The sequence below is a fragment of the Nonomuraea polychroma genome (assembly GCF_004011505.1).
GTDB classification, from domain to species: domain Bacteria; phylum Actinomycetota; class Actinomycetes; order Streptosporangiales; family Streptosporangiaceae; genus Nonomuraea; species Nonomuraea polychroma.
Map to the genome: position 1 here is coordinate 9,965,235 of NZ_SAUN01000001.1, position 16,668 is coordinate 9,981,902.

The following is a 16,668-nucleotide window of genomic DNA, read 5'->3' on the forward strand; positions in this document are numbered from 1 at the left end:
ACGTTGGGCGGCGCTCCCGAGCCCGGTCGAAGGGACGGCCACCTGGCACCCGCCCGCGACCGAACACCGGTGGGGTGTTAGTAGGCTGCGAGCGTGATTGCGATTCTGGGCACGGGCAAGATGGGCGAGGCTCTGCTGTCCGGTCTGCTGCGGGCCGGATTCAAGCCGGGCGACATCATGGCCACCACCCGCCGACCCGAGCGGGCGCAGGCGCTGCGCGAGACCTACGGCGTGCGCACCGTCTCCAACTCCGAGGCGGCCAAGGCGGCCGACACGCTGATCCTGGCCGTCAAGCCGCAGGACATGGCCACGCTCCTGGCGGAGATCGCCCCCTACGTCCCCGCCGACCGCCTGGTGATCAGCGCGGCGGCCGGCATCACGACGTCGTTCGTCGAGCAGCGGCTCGGCGTGGACGTGCCCGTGGTGAGGGTGATGTCCAACACGCCCATCAGGTTCGACGAGGCGATGAGCGTGATCTCGGCGGGCGCGCACGCGGGGGAGGAGCACCTGAAGCTGACGGAAAACCTGCTCAAGCCCGTCGGCAAGGTGCTGCGCATCCCGGAGTCCCAGCAGGACGCCGCCACGGCGCTGTCGGGCAGCGGCCCCGCCTACTTCTTCTACCTGGTGGAGGCCATGGTGGACGCGGGCATCCTGCTCGGCATGCCGAGGGCCGCCGCGCTCGACATGGTCACCCAGTCCATCGTCGGCGCGGCCGTCATGCTGCGGGACTCGGGCGAGCACCCGGTCATCCTGCGGGAGGCCGTCACCTCGCCGGGCGGCACGACGATCGCGGCGATCGCCGAGCTGGAGCGGCACAGCGTGCGTGCGGCGTTCCTGGCCGCCATCGAGGCCGCCCGCGACCGCGGCCGCCAGCTCGCCTCCGGCTGAGCCCAAGAGCTCGGAGTTCGCTGAGAGCCGGTCGGCGGCCCGACGGCACCGGCTCATACGATGTCTCGGGTGACGTTACGTCGCGGCATCGCGCCGCTGCTCGTCCTCTTAGCACTGACCGGCTGCACTTCCGAGGAGCCGTCGAGCGTCCAGCTCGGCGACGTCAGGCGGGCCCCGGTCACCGAGGTCGTCGAGGCTCCCGCCACGGTGGGCGCGCGGGCCTCGGCCACGCTGCGCTCCCCCGCCCAGGGCACGGTCGCCAAGCTGTACGTCCGCGAGGGCGACCGCGTCCGCAAGGGCGACATCCTGGCCAAGATCCGTTCGCCTCAGGCCCAGAGCCAGCTCGAACAGGCCCGCCAGGCCTCCAAGATGGCCTCCCCGGCCGGGGTCGCCATGCCGAGCGTGCGCCTGCCGTCGTTCGACACCAGGGCCTTCGATCGCAAGGTGGCCGCGCACTTCGCCAAGGCACGCAAAGAGGCGAAGAAGGTGGAGGACGCCAGGGTGCGCGAACAACTGCTCGAGGCCATCGAGCTGGCCCAGCAGCAGCACAAGGCGCAGACCAAGGCCCTGGGCACGATCACCGCCCAGCTCAACCGCTCGATCAACGGCGTCCTGTCCGGCGTGACCAGCGGCCTGTCGAGCTCCATGGCCTCGCTCCAGGCCGCCTCGAAGTCCCAGGCCAAGGCCGCGGTCAAGGCGGCGGAGAGCACGGTCAAGTCGCTCACGATCAAGGCGCCGTTCGGCGGGGTCGTCACGCTGGGCCGCGTGTCCGGCGGTGGCGGAGGCGGCGGCGTCGAGGGCCTGCTCAGCCAGCTCCCCGGCGGAGGCGGGCAGCAGTTGCCGTCCCTGCCCTCGGGCGGCTCCTCGGGCGGGACTCCGGTGGCGACGGGGGTGCCGGTCTCGGCGGGCGACACGATCGTCACCGTCACCGACGTCTCCACGCTCCTGCTGGACGCCGACGTCGACGAGACGGACGTGCTGCTGGTGAAGAAGGGCGTGAAGGCCGCGGTGGAGCTGGACGCGGTCCCCGGGGCCACGTACACGGCCGTGGTCACCGGTATCGGCGTCACCCCCAAGGAAGGCACCACGGGCGGCGTCAGCTATCCCGTGCGGCTCACGCTCGGCGCCGGGGCGTTCGACGACGGCTCCGAAGCGCCCACCCCCAAACCGGGCATGAGCGCGGTGACGCGGCTGACCGTGCGCGAGTCGCCGTCCGCCGTCTCGGCGCCTGCCTCGGCCATCGTCTCCAGCGGGCGCGAGAGCGTCGTCTGGGTGGTCAGGAACGGCGCCGCCGAGCGGCGCGTGGTCAAGCTCGGCGCGCAGGGCGACGCGGTGGTCGAGGTGCTGAGCGGGCTGTCCGTGGGTGACCGGATCGTCGTCAAGGGGGCGGACTCCGTACGGCAAGGGCAGCGCCTGCCATGACGCCGGCCATCGAGGCGGTGGACCTCACCAGGCGTTACCAGCTCGACGGTGTGGCCGTGGAGGCACTGCGCGGCGTCTCGCTGACGATCGTGCAGGGCGAGTTCGCCGCCATCCTGGGGCCGTCGGGCTCCGGCAAGTCCACGCTCATGCACCTGCTCGGCTGCCTCGACCGGCCCACCTCGGGGACGCTCAGGATCAACGGCGTGGAGATGTCGGGCTTGTCGGACACTGCCTTGGCGGACCTGCGCAACAAGACGATCGGCTTCGTCTTCCAGTCCTTCCACCTCTTGGGCCGGACCACCGCGCTGGACAACGTGGCGTTGCCGCTGGTCTACCGGGGTGTCGGCAGGTCCGAACGGCGAGCCAGGGCACGCGCGGCGCTGGAGTCGGTCGGGCTGGGGCACCGCATGGGTCACCGGCCGTCCCAGATGTCCGGTGGCGAGCAGCAGCGGGTCGCCATCGCCAGGGCGCTGGTCGGCGAGCCCAAGGTGCTGCTGGCGGACGAGCCCACCGGCAACCTCGACACCGCCAACGGCACCGAGGTGATGGGCATCCTCGACCGGCTCAACAGCGACAGGGGTGTGGCCGTGGTGCTGGTGACGCACGAGCCCGAGGTCGCCGCCCACGCCCGGCGGCAGATCCACGTACGGGATGGGCTGATCGAGAAGGACACCTCGTGAGACCGCGCGAGGCACTCGCGATGGCGCTCGAGGCGCTGAGGGTCAACCGGCTGCGTAGCGTGCTCACCATGCTCGGGGTCATCATCGGCGTGCTGGCCGTGGTGATCCTGGTGGCCATCGGCACCGGCGCCAAGGACGAGATCGAGAAGCAGATCTCCGGCCTCGGCACCAACATCATCCTGGTCGTCCCCGGCCGCATCAGCCTGGGCGCGGCACCGACGCAGAGCAAGCTCAACCTGGCCGACGTCGCCTACGTGCGGCGTGTGGTCGGCGATCCGGCCAAGGTGACGGTCTCGCTGCAGTCGGGTGAGACCGTGCGGGTGGGCCGGGCCGAGGCGTTCGTCACGGTGGTCGGCACCGACCAGAACCTCGTCAACATCTTCGAGCGGCCGCTCGAGAAGGGCCGCCCGCTGAGCGAGACCGACGTCGACACCCGCCGCAGGGTGGCGGTGCTCGGCTCCGAGGTGGCCGACCGCATGTTCGGCGACCTCGACCCGATCGGGCGGCAGGTGACGATCTCCGGGGCGAGGTTCCGGGTCGTCGGGGTGTACGCCGAGGTCGGGCAGACGTTCGGGCTCTCCCGCGACCAGGAGATCCACATTCCGGTGACCACCGCGCAGCGGTTGTTGGGGCTGGAGCGGATCAACGGGATGGCCGTCGGCGCGTCCGGGCCCGACGAGATCGACCCGCTGTCGGACAAGGTGACGGCCGCGCTGCGGGCCCGTTATCCGGGCGAGCAGTTCTCGGCGGTCACGCAGACCGCGTTGCTCGGCACGATCGGCAGCGTGCTCGGCATGCTCACCGGCGTGCTGGCCGCCATCGCGGGCATCTCGCTGCTGGTCGGCGGGGTCGGCGTGTCGAACATCATGCTCGTCAGCGTGCGCGAGCGCACCCGCGAGATCGGGCTGCGCAAGGCGCTGGGAGCCAGGCAACGCGACATCCTGGCCCAGTTCCTCATCGAGGCGGTGCTGCTGACCACGATCGGCGGGCTCATCGGGATCCTGCTGGGGGTCGGCGGCTCGCTGGCCATCGCCGCGTTCACGGAGGTGCCGGCGTCGATCACGTGGTGGTCGATCGCGCTGGCCTTCGGCGTGTCGGCGGCGGTCGGCGTGTTCTTCGGCGTGGCGCCGGCGCGGAGAGCGGGCAGGCTGGACCCGGTCATCGCACTCCGCGCCGAGTAGGCAAGGAGACGGCCTAGGCGTCACGGCGCTGCATCAGCACACCGCCCAGGACCATGGCCACGGCGATCCACACGAGGTAGACACCAAACCCGCTCCACGGGCCGAGCGAGCTGTCGCCCTGGGCGATCACCACCTGCGCGCCCGCGTTCGTGGTGAAGTAGTCCTGCACGGTCTTGCCCCACTGCTCGGGCAGTACGCCCACCACCTGCGGCAGCACCATCATCAACACGATGGCCGACACTATGGCGCCAGGCGTGTGCCGCACGATCGCGCCCAGTGCCAGCCCGAACAGACCACAGGCGGTGAGGTAGAGGCCGCCCCCGACGACCGCCTGCACGACCATGCCCGTACCGACCGACGGCGGCTGCGTGATCGCCAGGCCGACGAGGAGCGTCACGGCCGACGCGATCGTGCACACGATCAGGGACGTCACGGTGAACACCACGATCTTGCCGGTCAGCAGTTTCATGCGCCTCGGCACGGCCATCAGCGAGGTCCGGATGCCTCCCGTGCGGTATTCGCTGGAGATCACCAGGACACCCAGCGTGGCCATGGAGATCGAGGCGAACATGCTGCCGATCGTGCTGTACGAGATGGCCTCGAAAGCGGGGAAGGGTTGGTTGTAGTCGCTCTTGGCCGCGGCGGTGACAAGGGCGCCGAGTCCCACCATCAGCAGCGCCGTGACGGCCAGCGTCCACATCGTCGAGCGCACCGAGCGGATCTTGGTCCATTCGGACCTGAGGATGTCGATCATGACGTGAACTCCAGGCTGTCCTTGGTGAGCTCCATGTAGGCCGCTTCGAGTGAGGGCTGCACGTACGCCAGCTCCTCCAGCGGGATGCCGGCCCGCGCCGTGAGCGTGCCGATCTCGATCGGACTCATCGCGGTCACCCGCAGGTGGTCGGGATGCAGCTCGCCCACCTTGATCAGCTCGGCCACCTCGGCCAGCCGGGGCGAGCGCACCCGTACGTAGCCCTGCGAGCTGCGCCCGATGAACTCCTCCACGCTCGTGTCGGCGATGAGCTTCCCCTTGCCGATCACGATCAGGTGGTCGGCGGTCTGCGCCATCTCGCTCATGAGGTGGCTGGAGACGAACACCGTCCGCCCCTCGGCCGCCAGCTTGCGCATGAACGTGCGGATCCACAGGATCCCGTCCGGGTCGAGCCCGTTGACGGGCTCGTCGAAGAGCAGGATCTCCGGGTCGCCGAGCAGCGCCGCGGCGATGCCCAGCCGCTGGGACATGCCCAGCGAGAACCCGCCGATCCGCCGCTTGGCCACGTCCGCCAGCCCCACCGTCTCCAGCACCTCGGTCACCCGGCTCGCCGGGATGCCGTTGCTCTGGGCGATGGCGAGCAGGTGGTTGCGTGCGCTGCGCCCGCCGTGCACGGCCTTGGCGTCCAGCAGGGCCCCCACCTTTCGTAAGGGGTGCCGCAGCTCGTGGTACGGCTGCCCGTCCACGAGCACGGAGCCGCCGGAAGGCCGGTCGAGGCCCAGGATCATCCGCATGGTCGTGGACTTGCCTGCCCCGTTGGGCCCGAGGAAGCCGGTCACCTGACCGGGCTCGACGTCGAACGACAGGTCCGCCACCGCGACGGTGCCGCCGTAGCGTTTGCTCAGGTTCGTTGCTCGAATCGCGGTCATGGTCCCAGGGTGCCGTCGTGGGCGGCCGATTTCGTCATGCCCCAGGACTGTTCTCGGCGGCGGTCTCTAGGACCCTGGTCCTACTCTCCAGGGTGGATCAAGGCCGCCTCGTAGGCGACGATCACTGCTTGCGCCCGGTCCCTGACGCCGATCTTGGCGAACAGGCTGGTCACGTGGTTCTTGACGGTCGAAGGGGAGACGGACAGGTCCGCGGCGATCTCCGGGTTCGACCGGCCGCGGGCGATCAGGACGAGGATCTCCCGCTCCCTGTCGGTCAGCCCGGCCAGCCGGGCGGGCACCGTCCGGGGGCGGGAGGCGCGGACGAACGTGCCGATCAGCCTGGTCAGCAGGCGCGGCGCGACGGCCGACTCGCCGCGGTGCACCACGCGCACGCCCTCGATCAGCTCTTCGGGGGAGACATCCTTGGGCAGGAACCCGTCGGCGCCCGCCCTGAGCGCCGCGACCACGTTCTCGTCCAGGTCGAACGTGCTCAGCGCGAGCACCCGCACCTCGGGCAGCTCCGCGGTGATCAGCTCGGTCGCGCGCACGCCGTCCAGGTTCGGCATGTGCAGGTCCATCAGCACCACGTCGGGTGTGAGCCGCCTGCTCAGGTCCACCGCCTCCGCCCCGTCGGCGGCCTCGCCGACCACGCTCAGGTCGGGCTGGGCGTCGAGCATCAGCTTGAAACCCCTGCGCACCAGCTCGTGATCGTCCACCAGCAGGACTCTGATCTTCATGCTCTCTCCAGGGGGATTCGGGCGTGGACGCGGAACCCGCCTTCCGGTCGCGGCCCTGTGGACAGCTGGCCGCCGCATAACGCCACTCGCTCGGCCATGCCGCCGAGCCCGAACCCCGGCGCGCCGTCCTGCGTCGCCAGGCCGTCGTCGATCACCTCGACCTCCACGGCCTCCGGCTCGTACGCCAGCCGCACGCTGGCCCTGGCGCTCACCGTGTGCTTGCGCGTGTTGGTCAGCGCCTCCTGAACGATGCGGTAGACGGCGTGGTCCACCGCCGCGGGCAGCTCGACGGGCTCGCCCGCCACTGTCAGGCTGGCGGGCAGCCCCGCCGACTTCGCCTCCTTGATCAGCGCGGGCAACCGCGCCGCGCCCACCCCCGTCGCGGCGTCGGGGCCGTCACTGCCGTCGGCTCTCAGCACGTCCAGCAGGCGGCGCATCTCCGACATCGCCTGGCGGGCGGTCTGCTCGGCGCTCTCCAGCGCGTTCCTGGTGACCTCCTGCTCGGGCGGGAGCGTGGCCCGCGCGCCGCCGACCAGGGCGTTGATGACGGTGATGTGGTGGGCGACCACGTCGTGCAGCTCCCTGGCGATGCGCCGCCGCTCGGCGCGTACGGCGGCGTCGGCGGCCTCGCGCCTGCTGCGCTCGTTCAGCTCGCTCCTGACCCGGACCAGCTGCCCGATGCTCACGGGCACGCCGACGGAGAACAGGGCCGCCACCCAGCCACCCTCGGTCGCCCGCCAGAACAGCTCATTCGCCGTCGCGTAGACCACGGCGCCGGCCACCGCGCTGATGACGGTCGCCCGCCCAGTGGTGTAGCGGCCCAGGCTGTAGTAGGCGATCGCGGAGGACACGTTGGTGACGGTGATGAGCTGCGTGACGATGCCCACGACGTCCAGGGCGGTCACCAGTGCGGTGGTCAGGATCGGCCGGCGGCGCCGCATGAGGAGGAGCAGGGCGCCTGCCAGGTAGTGCGCTGCGTTGAGCGGCGTCTCCACCTCGCCCCGGGGGACCATGGAGATGATCGCAAGAGCCGCCGGGAGGGAGATCAGGATCACCAGGGTGGTGTCGAAGACCCGCGGTCGGCGGAACCAGCGCACGATCTTCATGAAGGTTCGTGCCACACGCACGTTACGACCCTAAAGCACCCGGGCTACAACGAGGCGTCTGCGCTGCGGTAACGTCGGCGCAAGGCAGGGGACGCGTGGAGGGATTGGGCATGAGCCGGTCGGCACGGGTGATCTGGGACGACGCTCTGACCTCCTACAACTTCGGCCCCAGCCATCCGCTCGCCCCCGTGCGCGTGGAGCTCACCATGGCGCTGGCCCGCTCGCTCGGCGTCCTGGACAAGGTCGAGATGGCGGGCTGCGCTTCCGCGAGCGACGACGAGCTGTCCATGGTCCACGATCGCGGCTACATCGAGTCCGTCAAGCGCGTGTCCGTCTCGGGCCTGCCCGATCTCGGCTGTGGGCTCGGGACACCCGACAACCCCGCCTTCGCGGGCGTGCACGAGGCCTCCGCGCTGATCGCCGGCGCCTCCCTGGCCGCCGCCCGCTCGATCTGGGAAGGCACGGCGGAGCACGCCGTCAACATCGCCGGCGGCCTGCACCACGCCATGCGGGCCGTGGCCAGCGGCTTCTGCGTCTACAACGACCCCGCGCTGGCCATCGCATGGTTGCTGGCCCAGGGGGCGGGCCGGATCGCGTACGTCGACGTGGACGTCCACCACGGTGACGGCGTACAGGCGATGTTCTACGACGACCCCCGGGTTCTGACGATCAGCCTGCACGAGAGCCCGCGCACGTTGTTCCCCGGCACCGGGTTCCCCGACGAGACCGGCGCCGACGGCACGGCCGTCAACGTGGCGCTGCCCGCGGGGTGCGGCGACGCCGGCTGGCTGCGGGCCTTTCACGCCGTGGTGCCGCCGCTGCTGCACGAGTTCAGGCCCGACATCCTGGTGACCCAGCACGGCTGCGACAGCCACGCGCTCGACCCGCTCGCCAACCTGATGCTGAGCGTGGACGGCCAGCGCGCCGCGTACGCCGCCCTGCACCGCCTGGCCCACGAGACGGCCGGCGGACGGTGGATCGCCACAGGTGGCGGTGGATATGAGCTGGTCCAGGTCGTGCCGCGGGCGTGGACGCATCTCATCGCCGAGCTCGCCGGGCACCCCATCGATCCGGCCACGCCGACCAGCGAGGAGTGGCGCAGGTTCGTCAGGGAGCGTACGGGCGAGACCCCGCCGCTGACCATGACGGATGGTCGAAACCCGGAATTTCACCACCTATCTGGTGGTTATGACCCAGCGGACCCCATTGACCGTGCGGTCATGGCGACGCGTAACGCGGTGTTCCCCCTGCACGGCCTCGACCCGATCCCCTAGCGAGGAAAAGCTGTGCTGAGCCGCGACCAACTCCGCGAGCACCTCGTCCAAAGCCGCATCGCCGGCGACGTCGCGACCCCCCGCGAGAACAACCTCGACCACTACAGCTCGCTGGCCAACGGCGACGACTACTACCGGCTGGGCCTGACGTTCGATCAGCCGTGGTCCTACCGCGACATCCTGGCGCTCATGGCCAAGTCCGCCGGCGTGGTCGCCGACCCCGGGCACCGCTGGGGCCAGGACACCATCGATCCCGACCTGACGATCGACGCGATCGACGCCATGGCCGAGCGGATCGCGGCGGTGTTGTCGCGGCCGAGCCCGCGCGTGCTCTTCGCCACCGGACACCCGACCGGGCTGCTCGCCATCCATCTGCCGCTGGCCGCGTTGTGCGCCGAGCGTGGCGCGCTGCTGCTGACGCCGGCCGAAGGATGGGCGTATGCCGGGTCGGCCTTCGGCCGCCCACGCCGCATCCGCTACCTGCAGGATGTCGCGATGCTCGACGACAAGGGCGGCTTCGTGCACACCCACGACGCCACGCCCATGCAGTACATGCTCGGCGAGCTCGACGGGGAGTTGCCCGACCTGGTGATCGCCGACCACGGCTGGGCGGGCGCGGCCGGTGAGGCGGGCGTGTCGACGGTGGCGTTCGCCGACTCCAACGATCCCGGCCTGTTCGTCGGGGAGGCGGAGGGCAAGATTGACGTGGTCGTGCCACTCGATGACAATGTGCTACCACGCTATTACGCTCCGCTGACGGAGCGGCTCGTCACTGGAGTCTCACGAGCCCTTTGAGTCGAATTCGGCCCTCCCGATACCGTCTTTTCGCGCCTGCATTCCAAGAGGCTCGCTGTCCCTTTGCCAACTTTTGATGGTGCTCCGGCGACTCTTATGTGTGGCAACTTGGACAGTTCCAACGTCCAGGCGAGGTGCTCGGCCCGGCTGCTGGCCAGCGATTTTGCTGGTTCGGCTGACAGGTGGCTCCGTCCAGAGAGAAAATAGGGGGTTTGCCGAGTCGGAGTCGCGACTTACGCTGACGGCAGTACACGTGCGTGAGCAATGGCACCAGTGGGGATAACCCGGAAACACGTGCGGAAGAGGCGTCCGATGGGTGCAGGCGAAAGACCTCTCAGCGAGGTGAAGTTCCTGACCGTCGCAGAAGTGGCGACGGTCATGAGGGTGTCCAAGATGACGGTGTACAGGCTCGTACACTCCGGTGAGCTCCCGGCCATCAGGGTAGGCCGGTCGTTCAGAGTGCCCGAGCAGGCCGTACACGATTATCTTCGGGAGGCCTACATCGAGGCAGGTTGACGTAGCGACGTGCATGGTCACGCCGTGAGTGCTGTCGCGGGAGAGGCCTGGCCGCGGCGAGAGACACGGCCGGGCTCTCACCCCCCCAAGGGGCGATCTACCGTGGATCGCCGGTAGTCTGTGAGCCGGTGTGCGCTCGCACTCCGATCAGACTTGCTACCAGCACCAGGGGGTCCCGTGGGCTCTGTTATCAAGAAGCGCCGCAAGCGGATGGCCAAGAAGAAGCACCGCAAGCTGCTCAAGAAGACGCGCATCCAGCGGCGTAACAAGAAGTAACCAACGCAGCTGCGAGGCGCTGATGACCCACACCGTGCTCGTCACCGGGGTCTCGCGCCACATCGGCGCCCGGGTGGCGAGTGTTCTTGCTGCGGACCCGGACATCAGCCGTGTCATAGGAGTCGACACTGTCCCGCCCCCCTCGTTGACGCGGGACGGCGGCATCTCCCTCGGCCGGACGGAGTTTGTCCGAGTGGATCTGCGTAGCCCCGACATCGCTCAGGTGATCGCGGCCGCGGACATCGACACCGTTGTGCACATGAGCCTGGTCAGCGCTCCCTCGCGGAGCGGGGGCAGGGCTGCCATGAAAGAGCACAATGTCATCGGCACCATGCAGCTGCTCGGGGCCTGCCAGCGGTCGGCGACCGTGCGGCGGGTGGTGGTCCGCTCCACCACCGCCGTCTATGGTTCGTCGCCGCGGGATCCCGCGGTGTTCACCGAGGACCTGGAGCCGCACGACGGCCCCAGCCACGGCTATGCCAAGGACGCCTGCGAAGTCGAGGGTTACGTACGCGGCTTCGCGCGGCGCCGTCCCGACGTGACGGTGTCGTTGTTGCGTTTCGCCAACTTCATGGGTCCAGGCGTCGACTCGCCGCTGACGCGTTACTTCACCCAGCCGGTGTTGCCGACCGTGTTCGGCTTCGACCCGCGGCTGCAGTTCGTCCACGAGGACGACGCTGTCGAGGTGTTGCGCCGGATGGCGACCGAGGATCACCCCGGCACGTTCAACGTGGCCGGGGCCGGCGTGCTGCTGCTGTCGCAGTGCGCCAGGCGGGCCGGGCGGCTGCCACTGCCGCTGCTCTCGCCCGCGTTCAAGCTGCTGGGCAACAGCGCACGCCGGATCGGGCTGGTCGAATACTCGCCCGAGCAGCTCAGGCTGATGAGCCACGGTCGCGCAGTCGACACCTCCAGGCTGGAGGCCGAGCTCGGCTGGAAGCCCAAGTTCACGACCGGGGCGGCCTACGAAGACTTCTTGCGTTCGCGTGGCCTGCACCCGTTCGGAGGTGTGCCGAGTTGAGCGTTCCCATTGAAGACGGCGACGCGCGCGTGATCCCGATCAGCGCGGCGCCGTCCTTCGAACAGCAGGATCCCGAGCCACTGGCCAAGCTCCTGGTCTTCCTCCGCAGGCGCGTCAGCGGCGACTACGAGGTCGACGAGTTCGGCTACGATGCCGAGCTGACGGACAAGGTCCTGCTCGAGCTGGTCAGGCCTCTCTACACCCGCTGGTTCAGGGTGGAGACCCTCCAGGTCAAGAACGTGCCCGAGGAGGGCGGCGCGCTGGTCGTCGCCAACCACTCGGGCACGCTGCCGGTCGACGCGCTGATGCTCCAGGTGGCCATGCACGACGACGTACGCAGGCCGCTGCGGCTGCTCGGCGCCGACCTGGTCTACCAGCTCCCGCTGCTCAGTCACCTGGCTCGCAAGACCGGCCACACACTGGCCTGCCGCGAGGACGCCGACCGGCTGCTGCGCAAGGGCGAGGTGGTCGGGGTGTTCCCCGAGGGCTTCAAGGGTGTCGGCAAGCCGTTCTCCGAGCGCTACAAGCTGCAGCGGTTCGGCCGTGGAGGGTTCGTGGCGTCGGCCATCCGCGCCGGCGTGCCGATCGTGCCCACCGCGATCGTGGGCGCCGAGGAGATCTACCCCAAGATCGGCGATCTGAAGTTCCTGGCCAGGACGCTCGGCCTGCCCTACCTGCCGATCACGCCGTTCTTCCCGCTGCTCGGGCCGCTCGGACTGGTGCCGCTGCCGTCGAAGTGGCTGATCGAGTTCGGCGAGCCGATCCGCACCGACGAATACGAGCCGTCGGCGGCCGACGATCCGATGCTGGTGTTCAACCTCACCGACCACGTGCGCGAGGTGATCCAGCAGATGCTCAACGAGCTGCGGCTGCGCAGGGGCCACGCCTTCCCGCCGTTCTTGTGAGCCGCTGCAACCCGTGAGGTCTCCCCGGTGTTCCTTCGAGCGATATGCCGTGACACCGAAGGGACAACCTCATGGATCTCGAGCTTTCCGGCCGCGTCGCCGTCGTGACGGGCGCGTCCAAGGGCATCGGCCTCGCCGTCGCCCGTACGCTGGCCGACGAGGGCGCGTACGTGGTCGCCGCCTCCCGCACGCAGGCCGACGTCAAGGCCGCGCACGTCGCGGTCGACCTCATGGACCCGCAGGCGCCGGAGCAGGTCATCGCGCGTGCGGTCGAGGAGTTCGGGGGCGTGGACATCCTCGTCAACAACGCCGGTGGGCCGCCGCCCGGGGTGACGTTGCCGCGGGTCGGGTTCATGACGCCGGGCGACGCGGACTGGCAGGCGATGTTCGAGTTCAACCTGTTCGCGGTCGTACGCATGATCCGCGCCGCCGTACCCGTCATGATCGAGCGGGGCGGCGGCTCCATCATCAACATCTCCACCGGCTCCGCCCGGCAGCCCGGGGCCATGAACGTCGACTACGGCGCCGCCAAGGCGGCGCTCAACCACGTCAGCAAGGCCGTGTCGGAGGAGTTCGGCGCGCGGGGCATCCGGGTCAACACGATCGCGCCGGGGCCGGTGCTCACCGACTGGTGGACCAAGGACGGCGGGGCCGCCGAGGTCATCGGGGGCATGGCAGGGGCCTCCAAAGAGGCCGTCATCGCCCAGGTCGCGCCTGACATGATGAGGCTCGTCACCGGACGTCTGGTGCACCCGCAGGAAATCGCCGACATGGTCGCACTGCTGGCCTCGCCGCGCTCGGCCAGCACGACCGGCGCCGAGTTCGCCATCGACGGAGGCTTCCGCAAGGAGCTGTAGACGCGGACGACGCTGTCCACGGTGGCCGTTGAACGCGGCCCACCGTAGGCGCAGAGACCGCTGCCTGCGGTGGGCCGCTGAACGCGGCCCACCGTGAACCCTTGTGGCGGGTTGTGGCAAGACATCGGTGACCCATCCCCCTACAGAAGGGCGGAGATGATCCTGCAACCCGCCACCCGGGGTGCGGACTCGGAGCTCGTGTGCGCCTCGTGGAAGGACCCCGAGGTGTTCGCCGAGTTGTTCGACCGCTACTCCGCCATGCTCTACCGCTACGTCTCCAAACGGCTCGGCCCGGAGCCCGCCGAAGACCTCGTCGGAGAGACGTTCCTGGTCGCGTTCTCCCGCAGGAGGAGCTACGACCTGGCGTACGAGGACGCCCGGCCATGGCTGTTCGGCATCCTCACCAAGCTCATCTCCCGGCACCACCGCAAGGAGGCCGCCCGCTACCGGGCACTCCTACGTGCCCCTGTCGACTCCGACATCGAGTCGCCCGCCGACCGGGTGGCCGCCGGCGTGACCGCTCAGGCCGTACGCGCCGAGCTGGCCGGCGCCCTGGCCGCCCTGCCCGCCAAGGACCGCGACGTCCTGCTGCTGATCGCCTGGGGCGATCTCACGTACGAGGAGGTCGCGCAGGCGCTCGGCATCCCCGTCGGAACCGTACGCTCCCGCCTCAACAGGGGCAGGCGGAAGGTACGTGCCGCGCTCGGCGATGCGAACCCTATGGAGGAGGAGTGACGATGGACGACCTGAAGCTGCTCCGCGACCTCGGCGGGGAGCTGGAGCACGAACCGCCCGCGACGCTCGTCCGACAGCGTGATCGCCTGCTTCGGGCCCGCCCGCGACGCCGATGGGCCGGTTGGTGGACCGCCGGGCTCGTGGCCGTCGCCACGGCCGCCGCGGTCGCCGTGCCCACCGTCCTGATCGCCGCCCGCCACACCGCCGCGCCGCCCGCCGGGTCGCAGACCGTGGACGTGAGCGGCACCAGGAACGTGCTGGTGATCGGCTCGGACAGCCGTCAGGGAGAGAACGCCGAATACGGCCCGTACACGGCCAGGATGCCCGGTGGCGGCGGCGCGCGATCCGACACCATCATGATCATTCACGTGCCCGCCGACCGGAGCAGGGCCACGGCCGTCAGCGTGCCGCGCGACTCGATGGTGGCGATTCCCGCCTGCTCTGGGCACCCCGGGCGGACGGACATGATCAATTCGGCGTACAACTCGGGTGGGGCCGCCTGCCTGCGCAAGACGCTGGAGAAGCTGACCGGGCTGTCGATTCAGCACACGGTGGAGGTGGACTTCGCGGGCTTCAAGGGCATGGTGGACGCACTCGGGGGTGTGGAGATCACCGTGGCCAGGGCCGTGGACGATCCGAAGTCGAAACTGAAGCTGCCGGCCGGGAAGGTCATGCTGAACGGGGAGACGGCGCTCGGGTACGCGCGGTTGCGGTATGTAGGAGACGGGTCGGACACCGCGCGGATCAAGCGCCAGCAGCAGCTCGTGCTCGCGATGCTGAAGAAGGCCAAGGGAGCCTTCGCGGACGCGGGCCGGCTCAAGACCTTCCTCGGTGAGATGCGGAAGGCGGTCAAGACCGATCTGAGCGTGGAGGCGATGTACGAGCTGGCCGGGGAGCTGTCGAAGACCAAGATGGAGGTGGTGACGATCCCGTCGGAGTCGTACGCACGCGACGACCGCCGCCTGCTGCGGTGGAAGCAGCCGGAAACCGGTGAGCTGTTCAAGTCGCTGAAGTGACGCGCCTGCCCGCCCGCACCACAGTGGTGGGGTGGGGGCGGGTCAGCGTTGGGTGCGGTAGTGGCGGCGCAGGGCCACGGCGGCGGCGACGCCGCCGGCTACGGCGCCCAGGCCGGCGGCGATCGGCAGGGCGGTCAAAGTCGCCTTGCGCCCGGTACGGAAGTCCTTGATGGGCCAGTCGTGTCTCCTGGCGTGCTCACGCAGCTCGCTGTCCGGGTTGATGGCCACCGCCTGCCCCACCAGCGACAACAGGGGCAGGTCGTTGGCGGAGTCGCTGTAGGCCGTGCAGCGGGTCAGGTCGAGGCCCTCGCGGCGGGCCAGCGCCCGGACCGCCTCGGCTTTCGCCGGCCCGTGGAGGAGGTCGCCGACGAGCCTGCCGGTGTAGATGCCGTTGCTGGTCTCGGCCACCGTCCCAAGCGCCCCCGTCAGCCCGAGGCGTTGCGCGATGACCCTGGCCAGCTCCACGGGTGTGGCGGTGACCAGCCAGACCCGCTGGCCGGCGTCGAGGTGGGCCTGGGCGAGCGCGCGGGTGCCGCCCCAGATGCGGTCGGCCATGACCTCGTCGTAGATCTCCTCGCCGAGGCGTACGACGTCGTCGACCTTGGCGCCGGCCACGAACGCCAGCGCGGTCTCCCGCGCCACCGCGATGTGCTCGGGGTTCTCGTTGCCCCGCAGCCGGAACACCGCCTGGCCCACGGCGAACTTGAACAGGTCGGACGTCGTGAACATGCCGCGGGTGGCCAGCCCTCTGGCGAAGTGGTAGATGGAGGCGCCGCGCATCATCGTGTTGTCGACGTCGAAGAAGGCCGCCGCCTGAAGGTCCGGCTCGACCGGGGCGACGGTGACCGCAGCCTCCGCCGCGGCCTCGCCGGCGGCCTCGGGCGCCACCTCGTGTCGTCGTCGCATTAGCCGCCACATGAGCGCCAGCTTACTAACCTAGCCAGGTGCGGCCAGACCTTCGATGTAGTGGAGATAGTCCTCCGCCTGGGCCTGATGATCCTCGCTGAGCTGCGAAAGCATCGGCCCGACGACCTCTTTCTGGTCCCGCGCGAATTTCTTGATCTTCGGTGAGCGCGGCTCGGCCCGTTCGAGCCTGCTGATGCCCGACCGCGTGGACTTCTCCATCTCTGTGAGCGTCTCGCTGACCAGCGGGCCGTCGTCGGACGAGCCGAGCAGGGTGGCGACCTCCTTGGCGCGGGTCTTGGCCGAGTCCAGCTCCCGCTCGCCGCGTTCGGCGTCGTCGGAGCTGAGACGTACGAGCGTGCTCTCGGCGGCGCGCTTGAGCGGGTAGAGCGAGTCTCCCGGCACCGCCTGGTAGGTGGCGAACGCCGAGACCATCATGGCCGTCGCCAGCCCGAACGTGGCCAGATGGGACAGCAGCGGCCGTCTGCGTGCACGACGTGGGCGCGCGTGCTTGGGGGCTGCCGGGTGTGCCTGGTCCCCCGGTGGGCGCGCCTGCTCCGCGGCGCTGGCGCCGGAGAGCAGCTCCGCGCGCAGGCGGGTACGGAAGGCCGGCTCCGGCGCGCCGCCGATGGGCAGGCGCCGCAGCTCCGTGAGGTGCTCGAGCACGCGTTCCCGCCGCCTGCGCGCCCTACCCATGGCAGCTCCCGTATGGCCGTGA

19 protein-coding genes are annotated in these 16,668 nt (G+C 70.0%); 13 read left to right on the top strand and 6 right to left on the bottom strand.

The genetic code is table 11. The features are described 5' to 3' along the window. The first annotated feature begins 93 nt into the window (after positions 1 to 93). The 4 genes from proC to EDD27_RS46165 all read left to right on the top strand — a co-directional run bounded on the left by proC (position 94) and on the right by EDD27_RS46165 (position 4,171). Positions 94 to 888 carry a pyrroline-5-carboxylate reductase gene (gene proC / locus EDD27_RS46150; RefSeq protein ID WP_127938802.1) on the top strand — a complete coding sequence of 265 codons (795 nt, stop codon included), beginning with the start codon at positions 94 to 96 and terminating at the stop codon, positions 886 to 888. A 69-nt stretch (positions 889 to 957) separates the two neighbouring features. Beyond that, the gene (locus EDD27_RS46155; protein WP_164904093.1) at positions 958 to 2,310 is read left to right on the top strand and encodes an efflux RND transporter periplasmic adaptor subunit; all 1,353 of its coding nucleotides are present in this window, start codon (positions 958 to 960) and stop codon (positions 2,308 to 2,310) included. Beyond that, complete coding sequence (locus tag EDD27_RS46160; RefSeq protein ID WP_127938806.1) at positions 2,307 to 2,990, top strand: ABC transporter ATP-binding protein; 684 nt, start codon at positions 2,307 to 2,309, stop codon at positions 2,988 to 2,990. The genes EDD27_RS46155 and EDD27_RS46160 overlap by 4 nt, the downstream gene beginning before the upstream one ends. After that, positions 2,987 to 4,171, top strand: a complete 1,185-nt coding sequence (locus EDD27_RS46165; protein ID WP_127938808.1) for an ABC transporter permease — start codon at positions 2,987 to 2,989, stop codon at positions 4,169 to 4,171. The genes EDD27_RS46160 and EDD27_RS46165 overlap by 4 nt, the downstream gene beginning before the upstream one ends. Positions 4,172 to 4,184: 13 nt before the next feature. Here the strand turns inward: EDD27_RS46165 and EDD27_RS46170 are convergent, their stop codons facing one another. From EDD27_RS46170 to EDD27_RS46185, 4 genes are all read right to left on the bottom strand, one after another. Continuing rightward, positions 4,185 to 4,925, bottom strand: coding sequence for an ABC transporter permease (locus EDD27_RS46170; RefSeq protein WP_127938810.1), 741 nt, complete (start codon positions 4,923 to 4,925; stop codon positions 4,185 to 4,187). Beyond that, on the bottom strand, positions 4,922 to 5,812 hold the full coding sequence (locus EDD27_RS46175) for an ABC transporter ATP-binding protein (RefSeq protein ID WP_127938812.1): 891 nt from the start codon (positions 5,810 to 5,812) through the stop codon (positions 4,922 to 4,924). Before EDD27_RS46175 ends, EDD27_RS46170 begins: the two co-directional genes overlap by 4 nt. A gap of 80 nt (positions 5,813 to 5,892) precedes the next feature. Then, on the bottom strand, positions 5,893 to 6,549 hold the full coding sequence (locus tag EDD27_RS46180) for a response regulator (RefSeq protein WP_127938814.1): 657 nt from the start codon (positions 6,547 to 6,549) through the stop codon (positions 5,893 to 5,895). Further along, the gene (locus EDD27_RS46185; RefSeq protein WP_127938816.1) at positions 6,546 to 7,676 is read right to left on the bottom strand and encodes a sensor histidine kinase; all 1,131 of its coding nucleotides are present in this window, start codon (positions 7,674 to 7,676) and stop codon (positions 6,546 to 6,548) included. The genes EDD27_RS46180 and EDD27_RS46185 overlap by 4 nt, the downstream gene beginning before the upstream one ends. A gap of 89 nt (positions 7,677 to 7,765) precedes the next feature. Between EDD27_RS46185 and EDD27_RS46190 the strand changes: the two genes are divergently transcribed. From EDD27_RS46190 to EDD27_RS46230, 9 genes are all read left to right on the top strand, one after another. Next, positions 7,766 to 8,929: an acetoin utilization protein AcuC gene (locus EDD27_RS46190; RefSeq protein ID WP_127938818.1), complete on the top strand. Its 1,164-nt coding sequence runs from the start codon at positions 7,766 to 7,768 to the stop codon at positions 8,927 to 8,929. Between the two features lie 12 nt (positions 8,930 to 8,941). Beyond that, positions 8,942 to 9,724, top strand: coding sequence for a phosphatase (locus EDD27_RS46195; RefSeq protein ID WP_127938820.1), 783 nt, complete (start codon positions 8,942 to 8,944; stop codon positions 9,722 to 9,724). 312 nt (positions 9,725 to 10,036) lie between these two features. Then, positions 10,037 to 10,240 carry a helix-turn-helix domain-containing protein gene (locus EDD27_RS46200; protein WP_026214222.1) on the top strand — a complete coding sequence of 68 codons (204 nt, stop codon included), beginning with the start codon at positions 10,037 to 10,039 and terminating at the stop codon, positions 10,238 to 10,240. A gap of 177 nt (positions 10,241 to 10,417) precedes the next feature. After that, entirely contained in the window at positions 10,418 to 10,516 is a 99-nt protein-coding gene (locus EDD27_RS46205; protein ID WP_018654693.1) for a 30S ribosomal protein bS22, read from the top strand. A 22-nt stretch (positions 10,517 to 10,538) separates the two neighbouring features. Continuing rightward, positions 10,539 to 11,534 (top strand): NAD-dependent epimerase/dehydratase family protein, encoded by a 996-nt coding sequence (locus tag EDD27_RS46210; protein ID WP_127938822.1) that lies wholly within the window; start codon positions 10,539 to 10,541, stop codon positions 11,532 to 11,534. A gap of 29 nt (positions 11,535 to 11,563) precedes the next feature. Beyond that, on the top strand, positions 11,564 to 12,439 hold the full coding sequence (locus EDD27_RS46215; RefSeq protein ID WP_127941413.1) for a lysophospholipid acyltransferase family protein: 876 nt from the start codon (positions 11,564 to 11,566) through the stop codon (positions 12,437 to 12,439). A gap of 71 nt (positions 12,440 to 12,510) precedes the next feature. Beyond that, entirely contained in the window at positions 12,511 to 13,296 is a 786-nt protein-coding gene (locus EDD27_RS46220; RefSeq protein ID WP_127938824.1) for an SDR family NAD(P)-dependent oxidoreductase, read from the top strand. A 156-nt stretch (positions 13,297 to 13,452) separates the two neighbouring features. Further along, on the top strand, positions 13,453 to 14,031 hold the full coding sequence (locus EDD27_RS46225; RefSeq protein ID WP_127938826.1) for an RNA polymerase sigma factor: 579 nt from the start codon (positions 13,453 to 13,455) through the stop codon (positions 14,029 to 14,031). 2 nt (positions 14,032 to 14,033) lie between these two features. Next, complete coding sequence (locus tag EDD27_RS46230; protein WP_127938828.1) at positions 14,034 to 15,047, top strand: LCP family protein; 1,014 nt, start codon at positions 14,034 to 14,036, stop codon at positions 15,045 to 15,047. Between the two features lie 42 nt (positions 15,048 to 15,089). Here EDD27_RS46230 and EDD27_RS46235 read toward each other — a convergent pair whose 3' ends face one another. Further along, complete coding sequence (locus EDD27_RS46235) at positions 15,090 to 15,953, bottom strand: HAD family hydrolase (protein ID WP_241564619.1); 864 nt, start codon at positions 15,951 to 15,953, stop codon at positions 15,090 to 15,092. A gap of 30 nt (positions 15,954 to 15,983) precedes the next feature. Further along, positions 15,984 to 16,646 (bottom strand): DUF5667 domain-containing protein, encoded by a 663-nt coding sequence (locus EDD27_RS46240; protein WP_127938842.1) that lies wholly within the window; start codon positions 16,644 to 16,646, stop codon positions 15,984 to 15,986. Positions 16,647 to 16,668: the final 22 nt, after the last annotated feature.

What these genes read in the sequence shown, in the direction of transcription:
- EDD27_RS46220 (WP_127938824.1), top strand. Translation starts at nt 12,511, where the DNA reads ATGGATCTCGAGCTTTCCGGCCGCGTCGCCGTCGTGACGGGCGCGTCC.
- EDD27_RS46235 (WP_241564619.1), bottom strand. Translation starts at nt 15,953, where the DNA reads ATGCGACGACGACACGAGGTGGCGCCCGAGGCCGCCGGCGAGGCCGCG.
- EDD27_RS46190 (WP_127938818.1), top strand. Translation starts at nt 7,766, where the DNA reads ATGAGCCGGTCGGCACGGGTGATCTGGGACGACGCTCTGACCTCCTAC.
- EDD27_RS46160 (WP_127938806.1), top strand. Translation starts at nt 2,307, where the DNA reads ATGACGCCGGCCATCGAGGCGGTGGACCTCACCAGGCGTTACCAGCTC.
- EDD27_RS46175 (WP_127938812.1), bottom strand. Translation starts at nt 5,812, where the DNA reads ATGACCGCGATTCGAGCAACGAACCTGAGCAAACGCTACGGCGGCACC.
- EDD27_RS46180 (WP_127938814.1), bottom strand. Translation starts at nt 6,549, where the DNA reads ATGAAGATCAGAGTCCTGCTGGTGGACGATCACGAGCTGGTGCGCAGG.
- EDD27_RS46225 (WP_127938826.1), top strand. Translation starts at nt 13,453, where the DNA reads ATGATCCTGCAACCCGCCACCCGGGGTGCGGACTCGGAGCTCGTGTGC.
- EDD27_RS46230 (WP_127938828.1), top strand. Translation starts at nt 14,034, where the DNA reads ATGGACGACCTGAAGCTGCTCCGCGACCTCGGCGGGGAGCTGGAGCAC.
- EDD27_RS46210 (WP_127938822.1), top strand. Translation starts at nt 10,539, where the DNA reads ATGACCCACACCGTGCTCGTCACCGGGGTCTCGCGCCACATCGGCGCC.
- EDD27_RS46170 (WP_127938810.1), bottom strand. Translation starts at nt 4,925, where the DNA reads ATGATCGACATCCTCAGGTCCGAATGGACCAAGATCCGCTCGGTGCGC.
- EDD27_RS46200 (WP_026214222.1), top strand. Translation starts at nt 10,037, where the DNA reads ATGGGTGCAGGCGAAAGACCTCTCAGCGAGGTGAAGTTCCTGACCGTC.
- EDD27_RS46240 (WP_127938842.1), bottom strand. Translation starts at nt 16,646, where the DNA reads ATGGGTAGGGCGCGCAGGCGGCGGGAACGCGTGCTCGAGCACCTCACG.